Origin of the sequence: Arthrobacter sp. CDRTa11 (assembly GCF_026427775.1) — a bacterium.
GTDB lineage: Bacteria > Actinomycetota > Actinomycetes > Actinomycetales > Micrococcaceae > Arthrobacter.
On record NZ_CP044532.1, the window covers coordinates 1,466,580 to 1,482,739 of the forward strand.

General features: G+C 63.8%; 15 protein-coding genes. 9 read left to right on the forward strand and 6 right to left on the reverse strand.

Features of this window, described 5'->3' with window-relative positions; translation table 11 throughout:
• The first annotated feature begins 397 nt into the window (after positions 1-397).
• Positions 398-1,342 (forward strand): Bax inhibitor-1/YccA family protein, encoded by a 945-nt coding sequence (locus tag F8G81_RS06730; protein WP_267278233.1) that lies wholly within the window; start codon positions 398-400, stop codon positions 1,340-1,342.
• Between the two features lie 152 nt (positions 1,343-1,494).
• Here F8G81_RS06730 and galK read toward each other — a convergent pair whose 3' ends face one another.
• From galK to F8G81_RS06745, 3 genes are read right to left on the reverse strand one after another with little or no spacing between them, the layout of a single operon-like run.
• Complete coding sequence (gene galK, locus F8G81_RS06735) at positions 1,495-2,685, reverse strand: galactokinase (protein ID WP_267278234.1); 1,191 nt, start codon at positions 2,683-2,685, stop codon at positions 1,495-1,497.
• Positions 2,682-3,872, reverse strand: a complete 1,191-nt coding sequence (gene galT / locus F8G81_RS06740; protein WP_267278235.1) for a galactose-1-phosphate uridylyltransferase — start codon at positions 3,870-3,872, stop codon at positions 2,682-2,684. Before galT ends, galK begins: the two co-directional genes overlap by 4 nt.
• A gap of 2 nt (positions 3,873-3,874) precedes the next feature.
• Positions 3,875-4,753: a DeoR/GlpR family DNA-binding transcription regulator gene (locus tag F8G81_RS06745; RefSeq protein WP_267278236.1), complete on the reverse strand. Its 879-nt coding sequence runs from the start codon at positions 4,751-4,753 to the stop codon at positions 3,875-3,877.
• Between the two features lie 133 nt (positions 4,754-4,886).
• Here F8G81_RS06745 and F8G81_RS06750 point away from each other — a divergent pair, with 133 nt between their 5' ends.
• Genes F8G81_RS06750 through F8G81_RS06765 form a run of 4 tightly spaced genes read left to right on the forward strand, consistent with a single transcriptional unit; the run spans position 4,887 to position 9,113 of the window.
• Positions 4,887-5,846, forward strand: coding sequence for an aldose 1-epimerase family protein (locus F8G81_RS06750; RefSeq protein WP_267278237.1), 960 nt, complete (start codon positions 4,887-4,889; stop codon positions 5,844-5,846).
• Positions 5,847-5,886: 40 nt separating this feature from the next.
• Positions 5,887-7,245 (forward strand): AI-2E family transporter, encoded by a 1,359-nt coding sequence (locus F8G81_RS06755; protein ID WP_267278238.1) that lies wholly within the window; start codon positions 5,887-5,889, stop codon positions 7,243-7,245.
• A 3-nt stretch (positions 7,246-7,248) separates the two neighbouring features.
• Positions 7,249-8,487: a threonine ammonia-lyase gene (gene ilvA, locus F8G81_RS06760; RefSeq protein ID WP_267278239.1), complete on the forward strand. Its 1,239-nt coding sequence runs from the start codon at positions 7,249-7,251 to the stop codon at positions 8,485-8,487.
• Positions 8,488-8,495: 8 nt separating this feature from the next.
• Positions 8,496-9,113 (forward strand): rhomboid family intramembrane serine protease, encoded by a 618-nt coding sequence (locus tag F8G81_RS06765; protein ID WP_267278240.1) that lies wholly within the window; start codon positions 8,496-8,498, stop codon positions 9,111-9,113.
• A gap of 97 nt (positions 9,114-9,210) precedes the next feature.
• On the opposite strand, the gene greA is transcribed toward F8G81_RS06765, so the two are convergent.
• Entirely contained in the window at positions 9,211-9,705 is a 495-nt protein-coding gene (greA, locus tag F8G81_RS06770) for a transcription elongation factor GreA (protein ID WP_267278241.1), read from the reverse strand.
• 142 nt (positions 9,706-9,847) lie between these two features.
• A complete protein-coding gene (locus F8G81_RS06775) occupies positions 9,848-10,315 on the reverse strand; it encodes a DUF4307 domain-containing protein (protein WP_267278242.1) in 468 nt (155 codons plus the stop codon).
• 134 nt (positions 10,316-10,449) lie between these two features.
• Between F8G81_RS06775 and mca the strand changes: the two genes are divergently transcribed.
• From mca to F8G81_RS06790, 3 genes are all read left to right on the forward strand, one after another.
• Positions 10,450-11,355, forward strand: coding sequence for a mycothiol conjugate amidase Mca (gene mca / locus F8G81_RS06780; RefSeq protein ID WP_267278243.1), 906 nt, complete (start codon positions 10,450-10,452; stop codon positions 11,353-11,355).
• A 161-nt stretch (positions 11,356-11,516) separates the two neighbouring features.
• The gene (locus tag F8G81_RS06785) at positions 11,517-11,909 is read left to right on the forward strand and encodes a hypothetical protein (RefSeq protein WP_267278244.1); all 393 of its coding nucleotides are present in this window, start codon (positions 11,517-11,519) and stop codon (positions 11,907-11,909) included.
• Positions 11,887-14,280: a thioredoxin domain-containing protein gene (locus F8G81_RS06790; RefSeq protein WP_267278245.1), complete on the forward strand. Its 2,394-nt coding sequence runs from the start codon at positions 11,887-11,889 to the stop codon at positions 14,278-14,280. The genes F8G81_RS06785 and F8G81_RS06790 overlap by 23 nt, the downstream gene beginning before the upstream one ends.
• Before the next feature lie 11 nt (positions 14,281-14,291).
• Here F8G81_RS06790 and trhA read toward each other — a convergent pair whose 3' ends face one another.
• Positions 14,292-14,954, reverse strand: a complete 663-nt coding sequence (gene trhA / locus F8G81_RS06795) for a PAQR family membrane homeostasis protein TrhA (RefSeq protein ID WP_267279141.1) — start codon at positions 14,952-14,954, stop codon at positions 14,292-14,294.
• Positions 14,955-15,166: 212 nt separating this feature from the next.
• Here trhA and F8G81_RS06800 point away from each other — a divergent pair, with 212 nt between their 5' ends.
• The gene (locus F8G81_RS06800; RefSeq protein WP_267279142.1) at positions 15,167-15,928 is read left to right on the forward strand and encodes an isoprenyl transferase; all 762 of its coding nucleotides are present in this window, start codon (positions 15,167-15,169) and stop codon (positions 15,926-15,928) included.
• Positions 15,929-16,160 lie beyond the last annotated feature (232 nt).

Consider the following 16,160-nt stretch of genomic DNA (forward strand, 5'->3'; position numbering starts at 1 on the left):
GGACTGACCGCTGTGCTGCATCTTGGAAAACTGCTCCCTGCAAAAGCTTTGACTTGAACAGAAAAAGCAGCAGTTTCTGTGAGGTTGGTCACCGTGTGTGGCCAATGTTACAGCCCGTCAGGGCGATTATTCGCAGCTGGGAGGCCCCGTCTGGTAGCGATCGGATAACAACCATGTAGGGATGGCGAGAGTAATGGTTAGACCAGCTAAAGAAACAATTGTTGATCCACGGTATTTCTTAACGGTCGTTGCCTTCGCTGAAAAGACGGGGAGCCGTGCACGTCACAGTTGTGTTGCGGCGCCCGCCCACGCGGAACTATCAGAGGCGCGAGCACGTGGAAATTGGTAACGTGAACCTTAAGTTCACTACCCATCACTTATCTGGAGGACACCCGCAATGGCACTTGGCGGAAACCCGATCTTCAACGGAAAGAATTTCCGTGGAGCCACCCAGGCACCGCCTGTCCCGCAGGCGCCTTTTGGTCAGGCTCCCTATGGCCAGCACCCCTATGGCCAGCAGCCTTATGGCCAGTATGGCCAGCAGGCTCCCGGCATGACCGCAGGTCCGCAGGGCGGCTGGGGGTCCCAGCCGCAGAACATGACCAATGAGCAGCTGCAGCAGATGTACAACCAGCCGGCCGCCGGCCCGGCTGACATCGGCCGGATGACCTATGACGACGTCATCGTCAAGACGGCTGCCTGCCTGGCGGTTGTGGTGGCCGGTGCTGCCGTGACACTGTTCGTTGGCCTGAGCCTGGCCTACATGCTGATGATTGTTGGCGCCCTGGGCGGCTTTGTGCTTGCCCTGGTCAACACGTTCAAGAAGCAGCCATCTCCCGCGCTGATCCTCGCGTACGCCGGCCTGGAAGGTCTGTTCCTTGGTGGCCTGACCCGCATCCTGGACGGCATGTTCCCCGGCGTAGGCCTGCAGGCCGTCATCGGAACGCTGTCCGTCTTTGCAGTCACCCTGGTGCTGTTCAGGAGCGGCAAGGTCCGGGCAACGCCCAAGGCCATGCGCTTCTTTATGATCGCGCTCATCGGTTATGCCGTCTTCTCACTGATCAACATGGTCATGATGTGGACCGGCGCTGTTCAGGAGCCGTTCGGCCTGCGCACCAGCGTTGAAATCCTCGGGATCCCGCTGGGCGTCTTCATTGGCATCCTGGCCATCGGCCTGGCCGCTTTCTCCCTCATCATGGACTTCACCAGCATTGAGGCCGGAGTAAACAGCGGCGCCCCGCAGCGCTTCTCGTGGACGGCGGCATTTGGCCTGACGGTAACGCTGGTCTGGCTCTACGTGGAGATCATCCGCCTGCTGGCCATCCTGCGCGGCGACGAATAAATCCCCGGCGGACACCCCGCCGTCGTAGTTCAACAGGAGCTGTAGTTCACAGGAGCTGTGGTTCAACAGGAGAGGCCCCATCATTTGATGGGGCCTCTCCTGCTTTTCCGGGGTGTCCCAAGGACCACTGTCCTGGGTGAGGTTCGTGTCCTTTAAGAAATGCGCATGGCGCCGGCAGCTGGCGCCACAGTGAAGATATCCGGGGCCTTGAACCCGGCGTCGGAGAAAGCCTGTTCGACGGCGTTGCGCACCTGCTGCTCAGAGCCCACCGGTGTGAGGGCGATGGCCGCGCCGCCAAAGCCGCCGCCGGTCATCCGGGCGCCGATGGCGCCGTGCATACGGGAGGTATCAACGGCGAGGTCCAGTTCCGGGCATGAGATCTCGAAGTCGTCCCGCATGGATACGTGGCTGGCATCCAGCAGCGCACCGATGGAGGCAGGGCCTTCGCTGGCCAGCAGGTCCACAGTCTGGAGTACCCGGTCGTTTTCGGTGACCACGTGGCGGACGCGGCGGAAGGTCAGCTCGTCCAGGAGTCCGCTGGCTTCTTCGAGGTCGGCCACCTGAACATCGCGGAGGGCCTTGACGCCGAGGACCTCCGCGCCAAGTTCACAGGAAGCACGGCGGGATGCGTAGCCGCCGTCGGCGTGGGAGTGGGACACCTTCGTGTCGATCACCAGCATCACCAGTCCCGCGGGCTCAGTCTCAAACGGCACCAGGCGCACGCTCTGGTCCCGGCAGTCGAGGAAAACTGCATGGTCCTTTGATCCACGCAGCGAGGCCGACTGGTCCATGATGCCGGTGGGGGCGCCCACAAAGTCGTTTTCCGCCTGCTGCGTGGCGAGAACCATCTCTTCCGCGGCCAGGCCGGCTCCTGTCAGTTCATTCAGGGCTGAGACGACGGCGCACTCGATCGCATGCGAAGAGGACAGGCCGGCACCCAGCGGAACATTCGAATCAAGGAGCAGGTCCAAGCCGGGTACTGCTATGCCACGCTGTTGCAGCGCCCACATCACTCCGAGCGGATACTTGGTCCAGCCCTTGGCCGCCGAGGCATCCAGCCCTTGCACGTCAGTGGTGAACATGCCTTGGTCCCCGTACGTGGAGAGCAGCCGAATAGTGGAATCGGCGCGGACTCCAACGGCAACACGGGCCGTCTTGTCGATGGCAAACGGGAGCACAAAGCCCTCGTTGTAGTCTGTGTGCTCGCCGATCAGGTTCACCCGTCCCGGTGCCTGCCAGACGCCGTCGGGAAGCCTGCCGAATGCACGCTCAAACCGGCTGGTGAGTTCGGCGGTGGTGGGCGGGGCCGCTGTGGTTGTCAGCGGGTCTGGGGCGGCGGTCACGCGGAGGCTCCTTTGCTTGCGGCCGCCAGGCTGGCGGCGGGGGAGGGGATGTTAAGCGGGGATTCGGCGGGGGAGGGGGTGGACGCGGGCACCTTCACGGCGCGAAGCCGCTCCGCCACACTTTCCGGAGTGGTGTCGTTGATGAAGGCGCCCATCGCCGCCTCGGAGCCGGCAAGGAACTTGAGTTTGTCCGCAGCCCGGCGCGGCGAGGTCAGCTGCAGGTGCAGATAGCTTGCCGGCCGCAGGACGTCGTCAAGAGGGGCCTGGTGCCACGCCGAAATGTATGGCGTGGGTGTGGGGTAGAGAGCGTCGAGGCGCTTGAGCAAATCCAGGTAGACGTGGGCCAGTTCGTCCTTTTCCTCGCCGCTGAGGGCGGCCAGGTCCGGGACCTGGCGGTGGGGGACAAGGTGGATTTCCAGTGGCCAGCGCGCGGCGAAGGGCACGTAGGCGCTGAAGTTCTCGCTTTCCATCACCATCCTGCTACCGTCTTCCCGCTCGGCGCTCAACAGCGAGCCGGTGAGCGTCTTTTGCCCATCTGCCTGGTCATAGAATTTACGTGCGGCCGCGCCCAGGACTCCCGCGCGCGGGGTGACGTAGGGGTAGGCGTAGATCTGTCCGTGGGGGTGGTGGAGGGTCACCCCAATGTCAGCTCCACGGTTCTCGAACGGAAAGACCTGCTTAATGCCGGACAGCGCGCTCAATGCTTCCGTGCGGTGGGCCCAGGCCTCCACTACAGTCCGTGCCCGGGCCTCCGTCAGGCCGCTGAATGATCCCGTGTGCTCCGGGGTGAAGGACACCACCTCACACCGCCCATAGGCCGGGCCTGTGGTTCCCCATGCCGGGTTGGCCGGCACCGGGCCCAGTGCGGGGCCGAGTGACGGGAACCTGTTTTCAAAGACCACAACGTCGTAGTCCGGCGCGGGAATCTCCGACGGGTTGTTCTGCGTGGTGGGGCAGATGGGGCACTGGTCTGCCGGAGGCAGGTGGGTCCGCGTCTGCCGGTGGGCAGCCACCGCAACCCATTCTTCCGTCAGCGCATCAAACCGGACCTCGCCGGGCTCGCCGCGTGCGGGCAGGTCACGGTGATCGGTGGTGGTTTCAGCCGTGCGGTATTTGGGGGTAGCGGCGTCGTCGAAATAGATCAGCTCGCGGCCGTCGGCAAGCGTGGTGTTGGTAATACCTGTCATGGCTATTGTCCTTTGGATGCGGGTGGGGAAAGGTGTTCCGCCCCAGGGGGTGGAATGAGGGCTCCGGCTGCTGGCCCGTCCGGGCCAGGCTCAAGCCCGGCGATCCGGATGTCACCCACTGCCTGGTGGAGGGCGGCCAGGGCGTCTCCGGCCGCCTCGGTGATGCGGACATCGGTAATGAGGGTGTGGATGGCGGACAAAGGCGAAATGCCGGCAAGGCCAACCAGCCCATATTTGGTGGCATCGGCCAACACAATGAGCTTCCTCGACGCTGAGATCATGGCTGCGTTGAGCTCTGCCTCGAGCAGGTTGGGGGACGTAATGCCGGCCTGGGGGTCCATGCCGTGGACTCCCATAAAGCACAGGTCAGCTTCCAGCGTCCGCACAGCCTGCGCAGCCAGGGGGCCGACCAGGGCTTCCGAGGGAGTGCGTTCACCGCCCAGGATCAGGGTCCGGATATCGCTTCCGTCCTCTTCCACGCCTGAAGCCAGCGAGTTGGCCACCATCAGGGAATTGGTGGCGACAGTCAGTCCCATGTTCCCCGGCAGGATCCTGGCCAGTTCGAAAGTAGTGGTGCCGCCCGAAATCAACAACGTCATGCCGGGTTCAATGAGCCGAACTGCCTCTGCTGCGATGGCTGCCTTGGCCGCCAGTTCCCGGGTCGACTTGCTGGCAAAGGCGGGTTCCAGGGCACTGAAACTATCCGTGCGTGCCGCACCTCCATGGACCCGAAGCAGGAGTCCGCCGGCATCCAGGGCATCAATGTCCCGGCGGACGGTCATTTCGGAAACGTCCAGGAGTTCCGCCAGGGCAGCCACCCGGACGGTTCCGGCCGCCTCAAGCTCCTGGAGAATGAGGTGCTGCCGTTGTGCTGCCAGCATGGACCCTCCTGAGATATTTTTACTGTCGTCCTTAAGTGTGGCATATATAGCTCAGAAAAGAATAGATTCTAACAAAATAGAACAAGGCACGTCTGTTGGCTGCACCCTCGCGGTGCCCTGTACCGTGGTGCCCATGACTCCCAGTTCAAACGCAGACTCCGGTTCTTCCGACGGATTCCGGTCCTTTGCCACCGGACGGCAGTACGAGCTCCGGCGGGGAAACGCCGTCGCCATCGTCACCGAGCTCGCCGCCGGCCTCCGCCTCTACAGCCGCTCCGGTGTGCTGCTTACCGAGACGTACGGGAATTCCGATATCCCGCCTGGGGCTGCGGGGATCACCCTTGCCCCGTGGGCTAACAGGGTGGAGGACGGGGTCTGGTATCTCGACGGGAAGAAACAGCAGCTGGACATTACGGAGGTAAAGCGGAACAACGCGAGCCACGGGTTGTTGCGCAACGCGTCCTATGCGCTGGTTGATGAGTCGCAGTTCTCGGTGACTCTCGAGGCGACGATTTTTCCCCAGCATGGCTATTCCTTCCTGCTGCGCCACCAGGTTCAGTACGCTCTTGCGGAGGACCTGGGCCTCGTGGTCAGGCAGACACTCATTAACAGCTCCAAAGCGCCCGCTCCCTTTGTCCTGGGCGCTCATCCCTATCTGCGATTGGGAGACACCGACCCCGGTGACCTGCTGTTGACGGTTGGGGCCACTACCCAGCTGGTAGCGGACGAGCGGCTGATCCCGCGCTCCTCGGAGCCAGTCAGCGGAGACACGGACCTGCGCCAGGGCAAGAACGTGGGGGCGTTGGACATCGACGTCGCCCTGACGGATCTGGCGTTCGACGGCGGCGTGTCCCGCCACACGCTCAGCTCACCGGACGGACGCAGCGTCTCGCTGTGGCAGGACGAAGCGTGCTCCTATGTCCATGTTTTTGTCACGGACCAATATCCGGGCAGGACCCGCGCGGTGGCCATTGAGCCCATGACCGGACCTGCGAACGCCTTCAACTCGGGTGACGGGCTCAGGTGGCTGCCGCCGGGGGACAGCTTCACCATCTCCTGGGGCATCGATGCCACGCTGGGCGATGCCGGGTAGCGGTTTCCCATAAGGCCAACGCTGGGGAAGTATTAGGGCTATGACGCCAGCCGAGGACGCCACTCCATCCAGCACATCCGCCGCCACTTCGCAGGGCGGGAGCGCGCTCAGGACAGAACAGGCCCCGCCAGTGCGGGTCCTGGCAGACCGGGAACTTGACCGTGACATCCCTTACGGTGTCCGTATTGCGGCAGCCTGGGCATGGAGGCTTGGACTGATTCTGCTGGTGGGCGGAGCCCTGATCTGGCTGCTCAGCCGGATCAGTTTCCTGATCATTCCGGTTATGGTGGCTGCGCTGCTGGCAGGGCTGCTGAGCCCCGTTGTGGGCTGGCTGCGGAGGCGCCAACTGCCCAACGGCGCGGCCGTGGCAGTCACGGTGCTTGCCTTCCTTGGCCTGATCGCAGGATCCCTGGCCCTGGTGGGCAGGCAGCTCATCTCAGGATTCGGCGAACTCTGGTCCGAAGCACTTGCGGGCGTCAGGCAGATCCAGGACTGGCTGGCTGAGGGCCCCCTGCATCTCACGGCGGACCAGATCGACCAATACCTCCGGGAAGCCACTACCGCACTCCAGGACAACAGCAGCAGCATCCTCAGCGGCGCGTTGTCCTTTGGAAGCACCGCCGGGCATTTCGCCGCTGGCCTTGTTCTGGCGCTTTTCATCCTGATCTTCTTCCTGCTCGAAGGTGACAGGATCTGGGCCTTCCTGGTCCGGCTGCTCCCGAAGAAAGCACGCGCCGCGGCGTTCGGTGCCGGGCGCCGCGGGTGGACGTCCATGGTCAGCTACGCGCGCATCCAGATGTTCGTGGCGTTCGTGGACGCTGTTGGCATCGGCGTGGGCGCGGCAATTATCGGTGTCCCCCTTGCGCTGCCCCTGAGTGTGCTGGTGTTTATCGGCTCCTTCATCCCGGTGGTGGGTGCCCTGGTGACTGGCGCCATCGCCGTCCTGCTGGCCCTGGTGGCCAACGGACCGGTCAACGCCCTCATCATGCTTGCGATCGTCCTGCTGGTCCAGCAACTGGAGAGCCACATTCTTCAGCCGCTGGTCATGGGGAAGGCGGTGGCCCTGCATCCGGTGGCTGTCATCCTGTCCGTGGCAGCAGGGTCTTACCTCGCCGGAATCCCTGGTGCACTTTTCTCGGTGCCCATTCTTGCTGTCGCAAACTCGGCGATTCGCTACATCGCCGGCAGAACGTGGGAACATGAACAAGTGCTGGCAACACCCGGAGGGGTGGTGACAGTTGGCGCGGGGCACGACGACACGTTCAAGGACATCACCCTGCCACGCGTCAGGTCCAGGCGCGGCAAGGACGCCGCTGCCAGCACAGAAACACCCAATCCGGATGTCCCGCCCGTACCAACAGGCCCTGGCACCGGAGCCGAACCCGCCAAAGGAGAATAGTCCGTGAACATCCTTGAAACCCTTCCCGTCACGCTGGACGATGTCCTGGAGGCGCAGAAGCTGCTCGAGGGGATTATTGCGCGGACACCGGTGGAATCGTCCCGGGCCCTGGGCAGCATGGTGGGCGGAGACGTCTATTTCAAGTGCGAAAACCTGCAGCGGGCCGGCTCATTCAAGGTCCGCGGAGCCTACGTGCGCATGGCCCGGCTCTCACCGGAGGAAAAGAAGCGCGGAGTGGTTGCTGCGTCCGCAGGCAACCATGCCCAGGGCGTGGCAGTTGCTGCCAAAAGCCTTGGCATCAAGGCGCGCATCTACATGCCGATGGGTGTGGCGCTCCCCAAGCTGGCGGCCACCCGCAGCCACGGCGCCGAGGTGATCCTGCATGGGCACAACGTTGATGAGGCGCTCGCGGAGGCGCAGCGATACGCCAACGAGTCAGGAACAGTCTTTGTCCACCCCTTCGACAACGTGGACGTTGTGGCCGGCCAAGGGACTGTCGGCTTGGAGATCCTGGAACAGATCCCGGACGTGGACACCATCCTGATGGGCGTTGGCGGCGGAGGGCTCCTCGCCGGAGTCGCCGTCGCCGTGAAGGCACGGGCCAAGGAACTGGGCCGGGAAATCCGTATCATCGGCGTCCAGGCGGAGAATGCCGCCGCGTATCCGCCGTCTCTTGCGGCAGATGCCCTGGTTCCGCTGAAGCGGGTATCAACCATGGCGGACGGCATCGCCGTCGGACGTCCCGGGCAGTTGCCGTTCAGCATCATCCGGGAACTGGTGGACGATGTTGTGACAGTCAGCGAGGATTCCCTCGCGCGGGCGCTGATTTTCCTGCTGGAACGGGCCAAACTGGTGGTCGAACCGGCTGGTGCCGTGGGCGTCGCTGCCCTGCTGGACGGCAAAATCGAAAATCCCGGCACAACTGCTGTCATTCTTTCCGGCGGAAACATTGACCCCATGCTGATGCTCAAAGTCATCCAGCGGGGCCTCTCGGCCGCCGGACGCTATATGACAGTGCGGATGATGCTTGATGACCGGCCGGGCTCGCTGGCCACGATCGCCCGCATCATCGCGGAGAACGATGCCAACGTTACTGGCCTGGACCACACCCGGGTGGGGGGCTCCATCAGCATGGGAGACGTTTCCATCACCGTGAACCTCGAAACCAAGGGCCACGAGCACTGCGAACAGGTACTCAGTGCCCTCCGCGCAGAGGGCTTCCAGCCCATAGTGGTGCACTAGGAGGGGCAATGTTCGGCGCTGCAGGAGACGGAGTTCCCAGAAACCGTGAGACCACTGCCTCCCGGGCCAAAGGCGGGCTGCTCGTGGTGGGCAGCTTCGCCCTGGTCCTGGTGGTGATTGAAGTGATCAACATGCTCACTTTTCATGCACTGAACAGGACGTTCGGTCTTCGGCCGCGGAGCCTGGACGGCCTGCTGGACATTTTCACTTTTCCGTTGCTCCATGCGAGCGTGAACCACCTGCTCTCCAATACGTTGCCGCTGATCATTTTTGGCTTCCTGGTGTTCCTGTCAGGACTGCGCGTTTTCCTGACAGCGCTGGCATTCAGTTGGCTCGGGTCAGGCCTTACGGTGTGGCTGATCGGTGACGGTGGCATCACGGTGGGATCCTCCGGCCTCGTGTTCGGGCTGTTCGCCTTCCTTCTGGTGCGCGGTTTCTTCAACCGCAGCTGGGGGCAGATCCTGCTTTCGATCGTGCTGTTTATGGCGTACGGCGGCATCCTGCTGGGCGCGCTTCCCATCGTGGCCGGGTACATTTCCTGGCAGGCACACCTGGGTGGCGCGGCCGGCGGCGTTATCGCCGCCATGCTGCTGCGTCCCCGGAGTTCCGGGACGCTTCAGGGGTAGCCGCACCTCCGTGCTGTAGGGACTTCGGCAGGCGCCGGATAACGAAAACACCGGCCACCCGTGAGGATGGCCGGTGTTTGTCGTTGCAGCGGAAGAGCTAGGCGGCGTAGGGCTTGGCAGAGAGGATCTCCACCGTGATGTCCTTACCGTTGGGTGCGGTGTAGCTCAGTTTCTCGCCCTCTTTGTGGCCCACAATGGCGGCACCAAGTGGAGACTTTTCGCTGAAAACGTCGAGGTCTGAATCACCGGCGATTTCACGGGATCCGAGAAGGAACGTCTCCTCGTCGCCGGCGATTTTTGCCACAACAATCATTCCCGGTTCGACGATCCCGTCGTCGGCGGGGGCCGCCCCCACATGGGCATCGCGCAGGAGTGCTGTCAGCTGGCGGATGCGGGCTTCAATCTTGCCCTGCTCCTCCTTGGCCGCGTGGTATCCGCCGTTTTCCTTGAGGTCGCCCTCTTGGCGGGCTGCTTCAATCTTCTGGACAATCTCCGCCCGGCCTGCGCCGGAAAGGTGGTCCAGCTCTGCCTTCAGGCGATCAAAAGCTTCCTGGGTGAGCCAGGCTGCAGGCGCGCTGTTGGTGGTAGACACGGACTTCTCCTCTTGGGTCATACAGCAAAAGACCCCGCCATGGTGGCCACTTGTGGAACTCAGTAACCAGCTCAGCGGGGTAAAGGTATTGCTCCATTGTAATCAATCCTGTGGAATAAACCCAACACCGGAGCGGCGCAGATCACATTTTCGGACTGCCGGACTCCGGAACCCAGCAGCTGTCCACCACGCCGGAGACAGAAAGGGATTCCGTTTTCAGGACCACCCGCTGGGAAGCGGTCCGCCCGTTGTCCGCGGTCCCATCCGGCTGGCCGGGCGGGATGTCAACCACTTTCCAGCCCACCACCGCGAACTTGGAGTCCAGGGCCTTGACCGCACAATTGACGGCCGTGCCAGGTTCCCGGGTCACCTGGAAATCCACTTCTGCCTGGGTGGCATCGGCAACGTTGAAGCCGATGTCCTTGAAGGTCACTCCCGAGGTGGCTGAGGACGTCGAAACCCACGCCATAAAACCGATTCCTGCAGCCAGTGCTGTGATTCCGATGGCACGCTTGGCCCCCGGGGAGAGCCGCGGCTTTTGGCTGCCATAACGATTGGTTAGGCTAGTGTCTGCCGGCGGGGGAAGGGCTGGCTGATCCTGGGACGTCACCAGTTCAGTTTAGTGCGGATCCGGGTGTTGGTTCTCCGGCCGTGGTTTCCCGCCGCCCCTTACCCACCCCGTCCACATATCTCCGGCCCGAGCGGCCGGAGCAGCAGCATTAGAAGGAAAAGGAGCCGTCCCCGATGACAGCGTCCAGTACAACCTCGGCCCCGCTCCGGCTGCTCGCAGTCCACGCCCACCCCGATGACGAGTCAAGCAAGGGCGCGGCCACCATGGCCATGTACGCCGCTGCCGGGGTGGAAGTCATGGTGGCAACGTGCACCGACGGTTCGAGGGGCGATATCCAAAACCCTGCAGTGGACGGGGAGCCGCATCCCAAGCGGGACATGGCAGGTGCCAGGCGGCTTGAGATGGACAACGCCGCCAAGGTCCTGGGTATTCGGCAGCGATGGCTTGGTTTTGTGGACTCCGGACTTCCTGAGGGCGATCCCCTCCCGCCCCTGCCGGCGGGGTCCTTCGCCACCCAGCCCCTCCAGCGTGCAGCCGCGCCCCTGATACGGCTGGTCCGGCGGTTCAAGCCGCACGTCATGATCAGCTATGACGAAAATGGCGGCTACCCCCACCCTGACCACATCATGGCGCACAGGGTGGCTGTGGAAGCGTTCGAAGCGGCCGGCGATCCCAACCGCTACCAGGGAATAGGCGAGCCCTGGGAGCCCGGCAAGCTGTACTATGACCGCGCCTTCAGCCCCGAGCGGTTCCGGGCCCTGCATTTTGCCCTGGAAGAGGCAGGGCTGCAGTCTCCCTATGCTGAGCGGCTGGCGGCCTGGCTGGAAACTGATGCTGAAGGCCATACGCCGCCGCCTGCCCCGCACCCCACCACAACCCAGATTGACTGCGGCGACTACTTCGAAGCCCGCGACGACGCCCTCCGCGCGCACCGCACCCAGGTGGATCCGCTGGGCTTCTTCTTCGCTGTCTCGGCCGAGATGCAGCGCCGCGCCTGGCCATGGGAGGACTACTCCCTGATCCAGTCCCGGGTTCCGGCCCATTTGCCGGAAAAGGATCTCTTTGCGGGGCTAAGATAGAGACAGCAGGCAATTTCTATGCCCCGTAGAAATACGGAACAGTAGAAGTTACGGAACAGTAGAAAATACGTAACAGAAGAGTAGAAAAGACCGGACCGGTGCCGCCAACGAACCCGGAATCCACGCCCCTGCTGCCATCGTTTCCACAGAAGGTTTGAACCGTGCAACACTTGCTCGTCGCCCTGGCCACCACTCCGACGCCGCTGCCCACGCCCAGCCTGCGTGAGGGCATCTCCGAGGACCAGATCACCCCGGGGCTGTGGGGCTTCATCATGACGGCCTTTTTTGTGCTGGCTACGACGTTGCTGATCGTTGATATGGTGCGACGCATCCGCCGTGTCCGGTACCGGGCCCAGGTGGAGGAGGAGCGCATGGCGGCGGCAGCGGCGGCCGACGTCGAGGCGGAGGACGCCGGCTCCTACGGCCGCACGCCTGCCACTTCAGAACCTGCCACTTCAGAACCAGCCACTTCAGAACCTGAAACTTCCGAGCGTGGCCATTCGGAGGCAATCCTTCCGGAGCCGAACGGCGATGCGGGACGCTCACAACGCTGACGCCGGACGCGCACCCGGCGAATTCCCAGGCGGTCACATCAGGCAGAACCTGCTGGAGCGGGAGCCGTCCGCCTATCTGCGCCAGCATGCTGGAAACCCCGTGCATTGGCGTCCGTTTGGTGATGAGGCCTTTGCCGAGGCTGCAGCCCGGGATGTCCCCGTATTCCTTTCGATCGGCTATGCAGCCTGCCACTGGTGCCACGTTATGGCCCACGAGTCCTTTGAGGACCAGGAGACTGCGGACTACCTGAATGAGCACTTCGTGGCGGTCAAAGTGGACCGGGAAGAGCGTCCGGACGTGGACTCCGTCTACATGGCGGCCACCCAGGCTATCAGCGGCGAGGGCGGCTGGCCCATGTCGGTCTTCCTCACCGCGGACGGCCGTGCATTCCACGCAGGCACATATTTCCCGCCCCGTCCCATGCCTGGCCGGCCCTCCTTCCGCCAGGTCCTGGAAGCCGTTTGGGAGGCATGGCAGGAACGGCGCGACGCAGTGGAGCAGAACGCCCAAACACTGGCGCAAAGCATGGGCGAGGCGCAGCTGACTGCAGCGGTGCGTTTGGAGGGCACTCCGCCGCTTGTTGATTCCCTGCTACTGCCAGGCGCCGTGGAATCGCTGGCACGGACTGAAGACCAGCACGACGGCGGATTCGGCGCCGCGCCCAAGTTCCCGCCGTCGGCGGTGCTGGAGTTCCTCCTCCGGCATGCTGCCGTCCCCCATGATGCCGTCCAGTCTGATCCGGCCCGATCCGAAGGGGCCCAATCCAAAGCGGCCCAACCTGATCCCGATCCGTCCGGTCCGGGCCCTTCCGATACTGCCCATTCCGATACCGCTGATGCCGCCGGGAGTATGGCAGGCAGGACACTGGCCGCCATGGCACGTTCGGCCCTGTTCGACCAGCTGGACGGCGGTTTTGCCAGGTATTCGGTCACCAGGGACTGGTCCGTCCCTCACTTTGAGAAGATGCTTTACGACAATGCCCAGCTGCTGCGCGTCTACGTGCACTGGATCCGGCTTGGCGGAAACGAGGATTTTCCGGCCGGCGAGGCGGCGGAAGTGGCCGCCCGCACCGCAGAGTGGATGCTGGACTCCCTGGGCCTGCCGGACGCCGGTTCGGCGGAAGGAGCGGGAGCGCAGGAACCGCGTGTCGCCGCGCTGGCATCTTCGCTTGACGCCGATTCAGTGGTGGACGGCGAACACCATGAAGGGGCAACCTACCTCTGGACCATCAACGCGCTCCAGGACGTGCTCGGCCCGGACGCAGGCGCGGCTGTGGCGCAGCTGATGAACGTGGGACCGGAAGGCACTGTCTCGGAGTTCGGCTCGCCCCTCCACCCTGCCCGGGCTTTAACCGCGACTGAGGCGAAGCTGTGGGACCAGGCCCGGCCCGCGCTCCTGGCCGCCCGCCGGCTCCGCCCCCAGCCCGCGCGCGATGAAAAAATTGTGGCCGGCTGGAACGGGTTGGCTGTTGCCGCGCTGGCCGAAGCGGGCGCGGTGCTTGACCGAAGGGACTTTGTGTCCGCGGCCGAATCCATCGCTGCATACCTGGAGCGCGTCCACTGGCAGCCCAGCCCGCCCGCACCAATAAGCGGCCAGGAAGATCCTGCGCACGTTCCACCGCTGCTGATGCGGGTTTCGCATGCCGGGACAGCCCGCGGGATCGGCGGACTCCTTGGGGACTATGCCTTCTGTGCCGAGGGTATGTTCGCGCTGTACGCCGTCAGCGGCCAGCCCTACTGGTACGGGTTCGCCGAACAATTGGTTCAGGCCGCGTGCAGCCGTTTTGTCGTCTCCGGCCGGCTGGTGGATACCTCCGAGGGGGCGGCGCAGGTCAGTTCAGCACAGGGAGGCCAGTCGGGGCTCGAGCCCTATGACGGGGCTACCCCGAGCGGTGCATCAGCCTTCGCCGGAGTCCTCCTCAGCTACGCTGCCCTCTCCGGATCTGCCGAACACCGGGCCATGGCCGGACACATTCTGTCCCTCCTGCCGCCCCTTGCGGTCCGGGCGCCGGGCGCCGTCGGTTGGCTGCTGGCCACCGCCCAGGCGGCGCTGGCGGGACCGGTGGAGGCCGCCGTCGTCGGGCCTGACAGTCCTGAAAGGACTGCGCTGCACCGTGAACTGCTCAACTCTCCAAGTCCGGGGCTGGTGATCGCGGTGGGGGACGACGGCGGTGGGCCGGCGAGTCCGTCCGGTACGCCTTCAGGGGACGTGCAGGTGCCCCTGCTCGCTGGCAGGGCCGGTGGGCCCGGCGGCACCCCTCTGGTCTACCTGTGCCGGAACATGGTCTGTGAGATGCCGGTCAGCAGTGTGGCAGAGCTTCGGCGACGACTGGCGGCGATGACGGTTCCAGGCCCCGGCGGGGTGCTGTAACACCCAACGAGTCAGCTGAGCACCGCGATGGCGATGGCGGTGAAGTGCGCTCCGAAGGCAAGGACCGTGAGGGCGTGGAAGAGTTCGTGGAAACCGAAGTGCCGGTAGCTGAAGTTGGGCTTCTTGAGGGCGTAGAAGATGGCGCCGGCGATGTACAGGACCCCTCCCGCGCAGATGAGAACAGCAGCCGGGACACTGGCAGCAAAGAACTCCGGAAGGTAGAAGAGGGACCCGCAGCCCAGCGCGATGTAGATGGGTACGTACAGCCACCGGGGCGCGTTCGTCCACAGGAGCCGGAACAGGACTCCCAGGATGGCTCCAGACCAAATGACCCAGAGCAACAGGATGGCTTTGGGCCGGTCCAGCAATGACCAGGCAAGGGGCGTGTAGCTTCCGGCGATGACCAGCATGATGTTGGTGTGGTCCAGCCGCTTCAGCACCATCTTCACACCGGGAGTCCAGTTGCCCCGGTGATACACCGCGCTGATCCCGAAGAGCAGGACGCCCGTGGCAGCGTAGATCGCTGAGGTGATTTTTCGGTCTGCTGTGGGGGCCAGCGCCACCAGGACAACGCCCGCGATTAGCGCCAGCGGCGCCGTAACAGTATGGATCCAGCCGCGCCATTTGGGCTTGATCATCAGGAGTTCTGCAAGGCGGACCGCGGCATCATCCATAGCGCTCTGTCCTGGCTCCAGTTCCGGGTTGCGGGGGCCTGGTGGAGTCTCGCTGGTCATGCTTCCAGAATAACCTACGCGTCAGTAAGTTACCGCCCAGTAACAAGTGGGAGTCCCGGGAGCGCGTTCACGGAGGCGGTCCATCCTGCTGCGGACGGTAGCCTAGGATGTGCAATGCCGTCGTACAGCAAGGAAGTCAGGTGAGTCTCCGGGTGGAATTGCCAGGGTTCCTTTACGGCGTCTACGAGCGCAGGCTGCTCAGGGACCTCTCCGGAGGCCGCATCCCTGAACACATCGGCGTAATGGTGGACGGCAACAGGCGCTGGGCCAGGCAGTTCAACGCACCCACCAGCCAGGGCCACCAGGCCGGAGCGGACAAGATCCATGAGTTCCTGGGCTGGTGCCAGGAACTGGGCGTCAAGGTGGTGACGCTTTACATGCTGTCCACGGACAACATGAACAGGTCCAGCGAAGAACTCGACCTCCTCATGGGGATCATTGCCAACACCCTTGACCGGCTCGACGAGGACGTGAACATCTCCGTCCACGCGATGGGTGCCCCCGAGTTGCTCCCCGACTACCTGGCCGAGCGGCTCAACAAACTCACAGCCCGCACGCCGGTGCGGGAAAAGATCCATGTCAATGTGGCGGTGGGATACGGCGGCCGCCGCGAAATCGTTGATGCCGTCCGGGAACTGCTGCATGACGCCGTCGCCAAAGGGACCGACATCACCACCCTGGCGGACAACCTGTGCGTCGACGACATATCCCGCTTTCTCTACACCAGGGGCCAGCCGGATCCGGACCTCGTCATCAGGACCTCGGGGGAGCAGCGGCTCTCCGGCTTCCTGATGTGGCAAAGCGCGTACAGCGAGTTCTATTTCTGCGAGGCCCTCTGGCCCGCATTCCGCAAGGTGGACTTCCTCCGCGCGCTCCGCGACTATGCAGGCAGGCAGCGCCGCTTCGGAGCCTGAGGCCTTTCGCACGCAGTCCTGGCCGAATCCGGCCGCTGGAGATCTGTAGCCTGCTCTTGTTGCGGCGCCTGCCGCCGTCGTTCATCCGCAATTCACACGACGGCAACAGGAATCGCCGACGGATGAAGTCGGAAATTCCTCGAGCTGGTCTTACGTTGTAACCATCAGCAGGCAAAACCGCCGGCTGATCGGGGAGGCCAATACATGGAGCGAAGTTTCGCACCGATTGTAT

Coding starts and splice junctions, on each gene's coding strand:
- F8G81_RS06730 (WP_267278233.1), top strand. CDS start 398: ATGGCACTTGGCGGAAACCCGATCTTCAACGGAAAGAATTTCCGTGGA.
- galT (WP_267278235.1), bottom strand. CDS start 3,872: ATGACAGGTATTACCAACACCACGCTTGCCGACGGCCGCGAGCTGATC.
- F8G81_RS06745 (WP_267278236.1), bottom strand. CDS start 4,753: ATGCTGGCAGCACAACGGCAGCACCTCATTCTCCAGGAGCTTGAGGCG.
- F8G81_RS06750 (WP_267278237.1), top strand. CDS start 4,887: ATGACTCCCAGTTCAAACGCAGACTCCGGTTCTTCCGACGGATTCCGG.
- F8G81_RS06755 (WP_267278238.1), top strand. CDS start 5,887: ATGACGCCAGCCGAGGACGCCACTCCATCCAGCACATCCGCCGCCACT.
- F8G81_RS06765 (WP_267278240.1), top strand. CDS start 8,496: ATGTTCGGCGCTGCAGGAGACGGAGTTCCCAGAAACCGTGAGACCACT.
- mca (WP_267278243.1), top strand. CDS start 10,450: ATGACAGCGTCCAGTACAACCTCGGCCCCGCTCCGGCTGCTCGCAGTC.
- F8G81_RS06790 (WP_267278245.1), top strand. CDS start 11,887: ATGCGGGACGCTCACAACGCTGACGCCGGACGCGCACCCGGCGAATTC.
- trhA (WP_267279141.1), bottom strand. CDS start 14,954: ATGGATGATGCCGCGGTCCGCCTTGCAGAACTCCTGATGATCAAGCCC.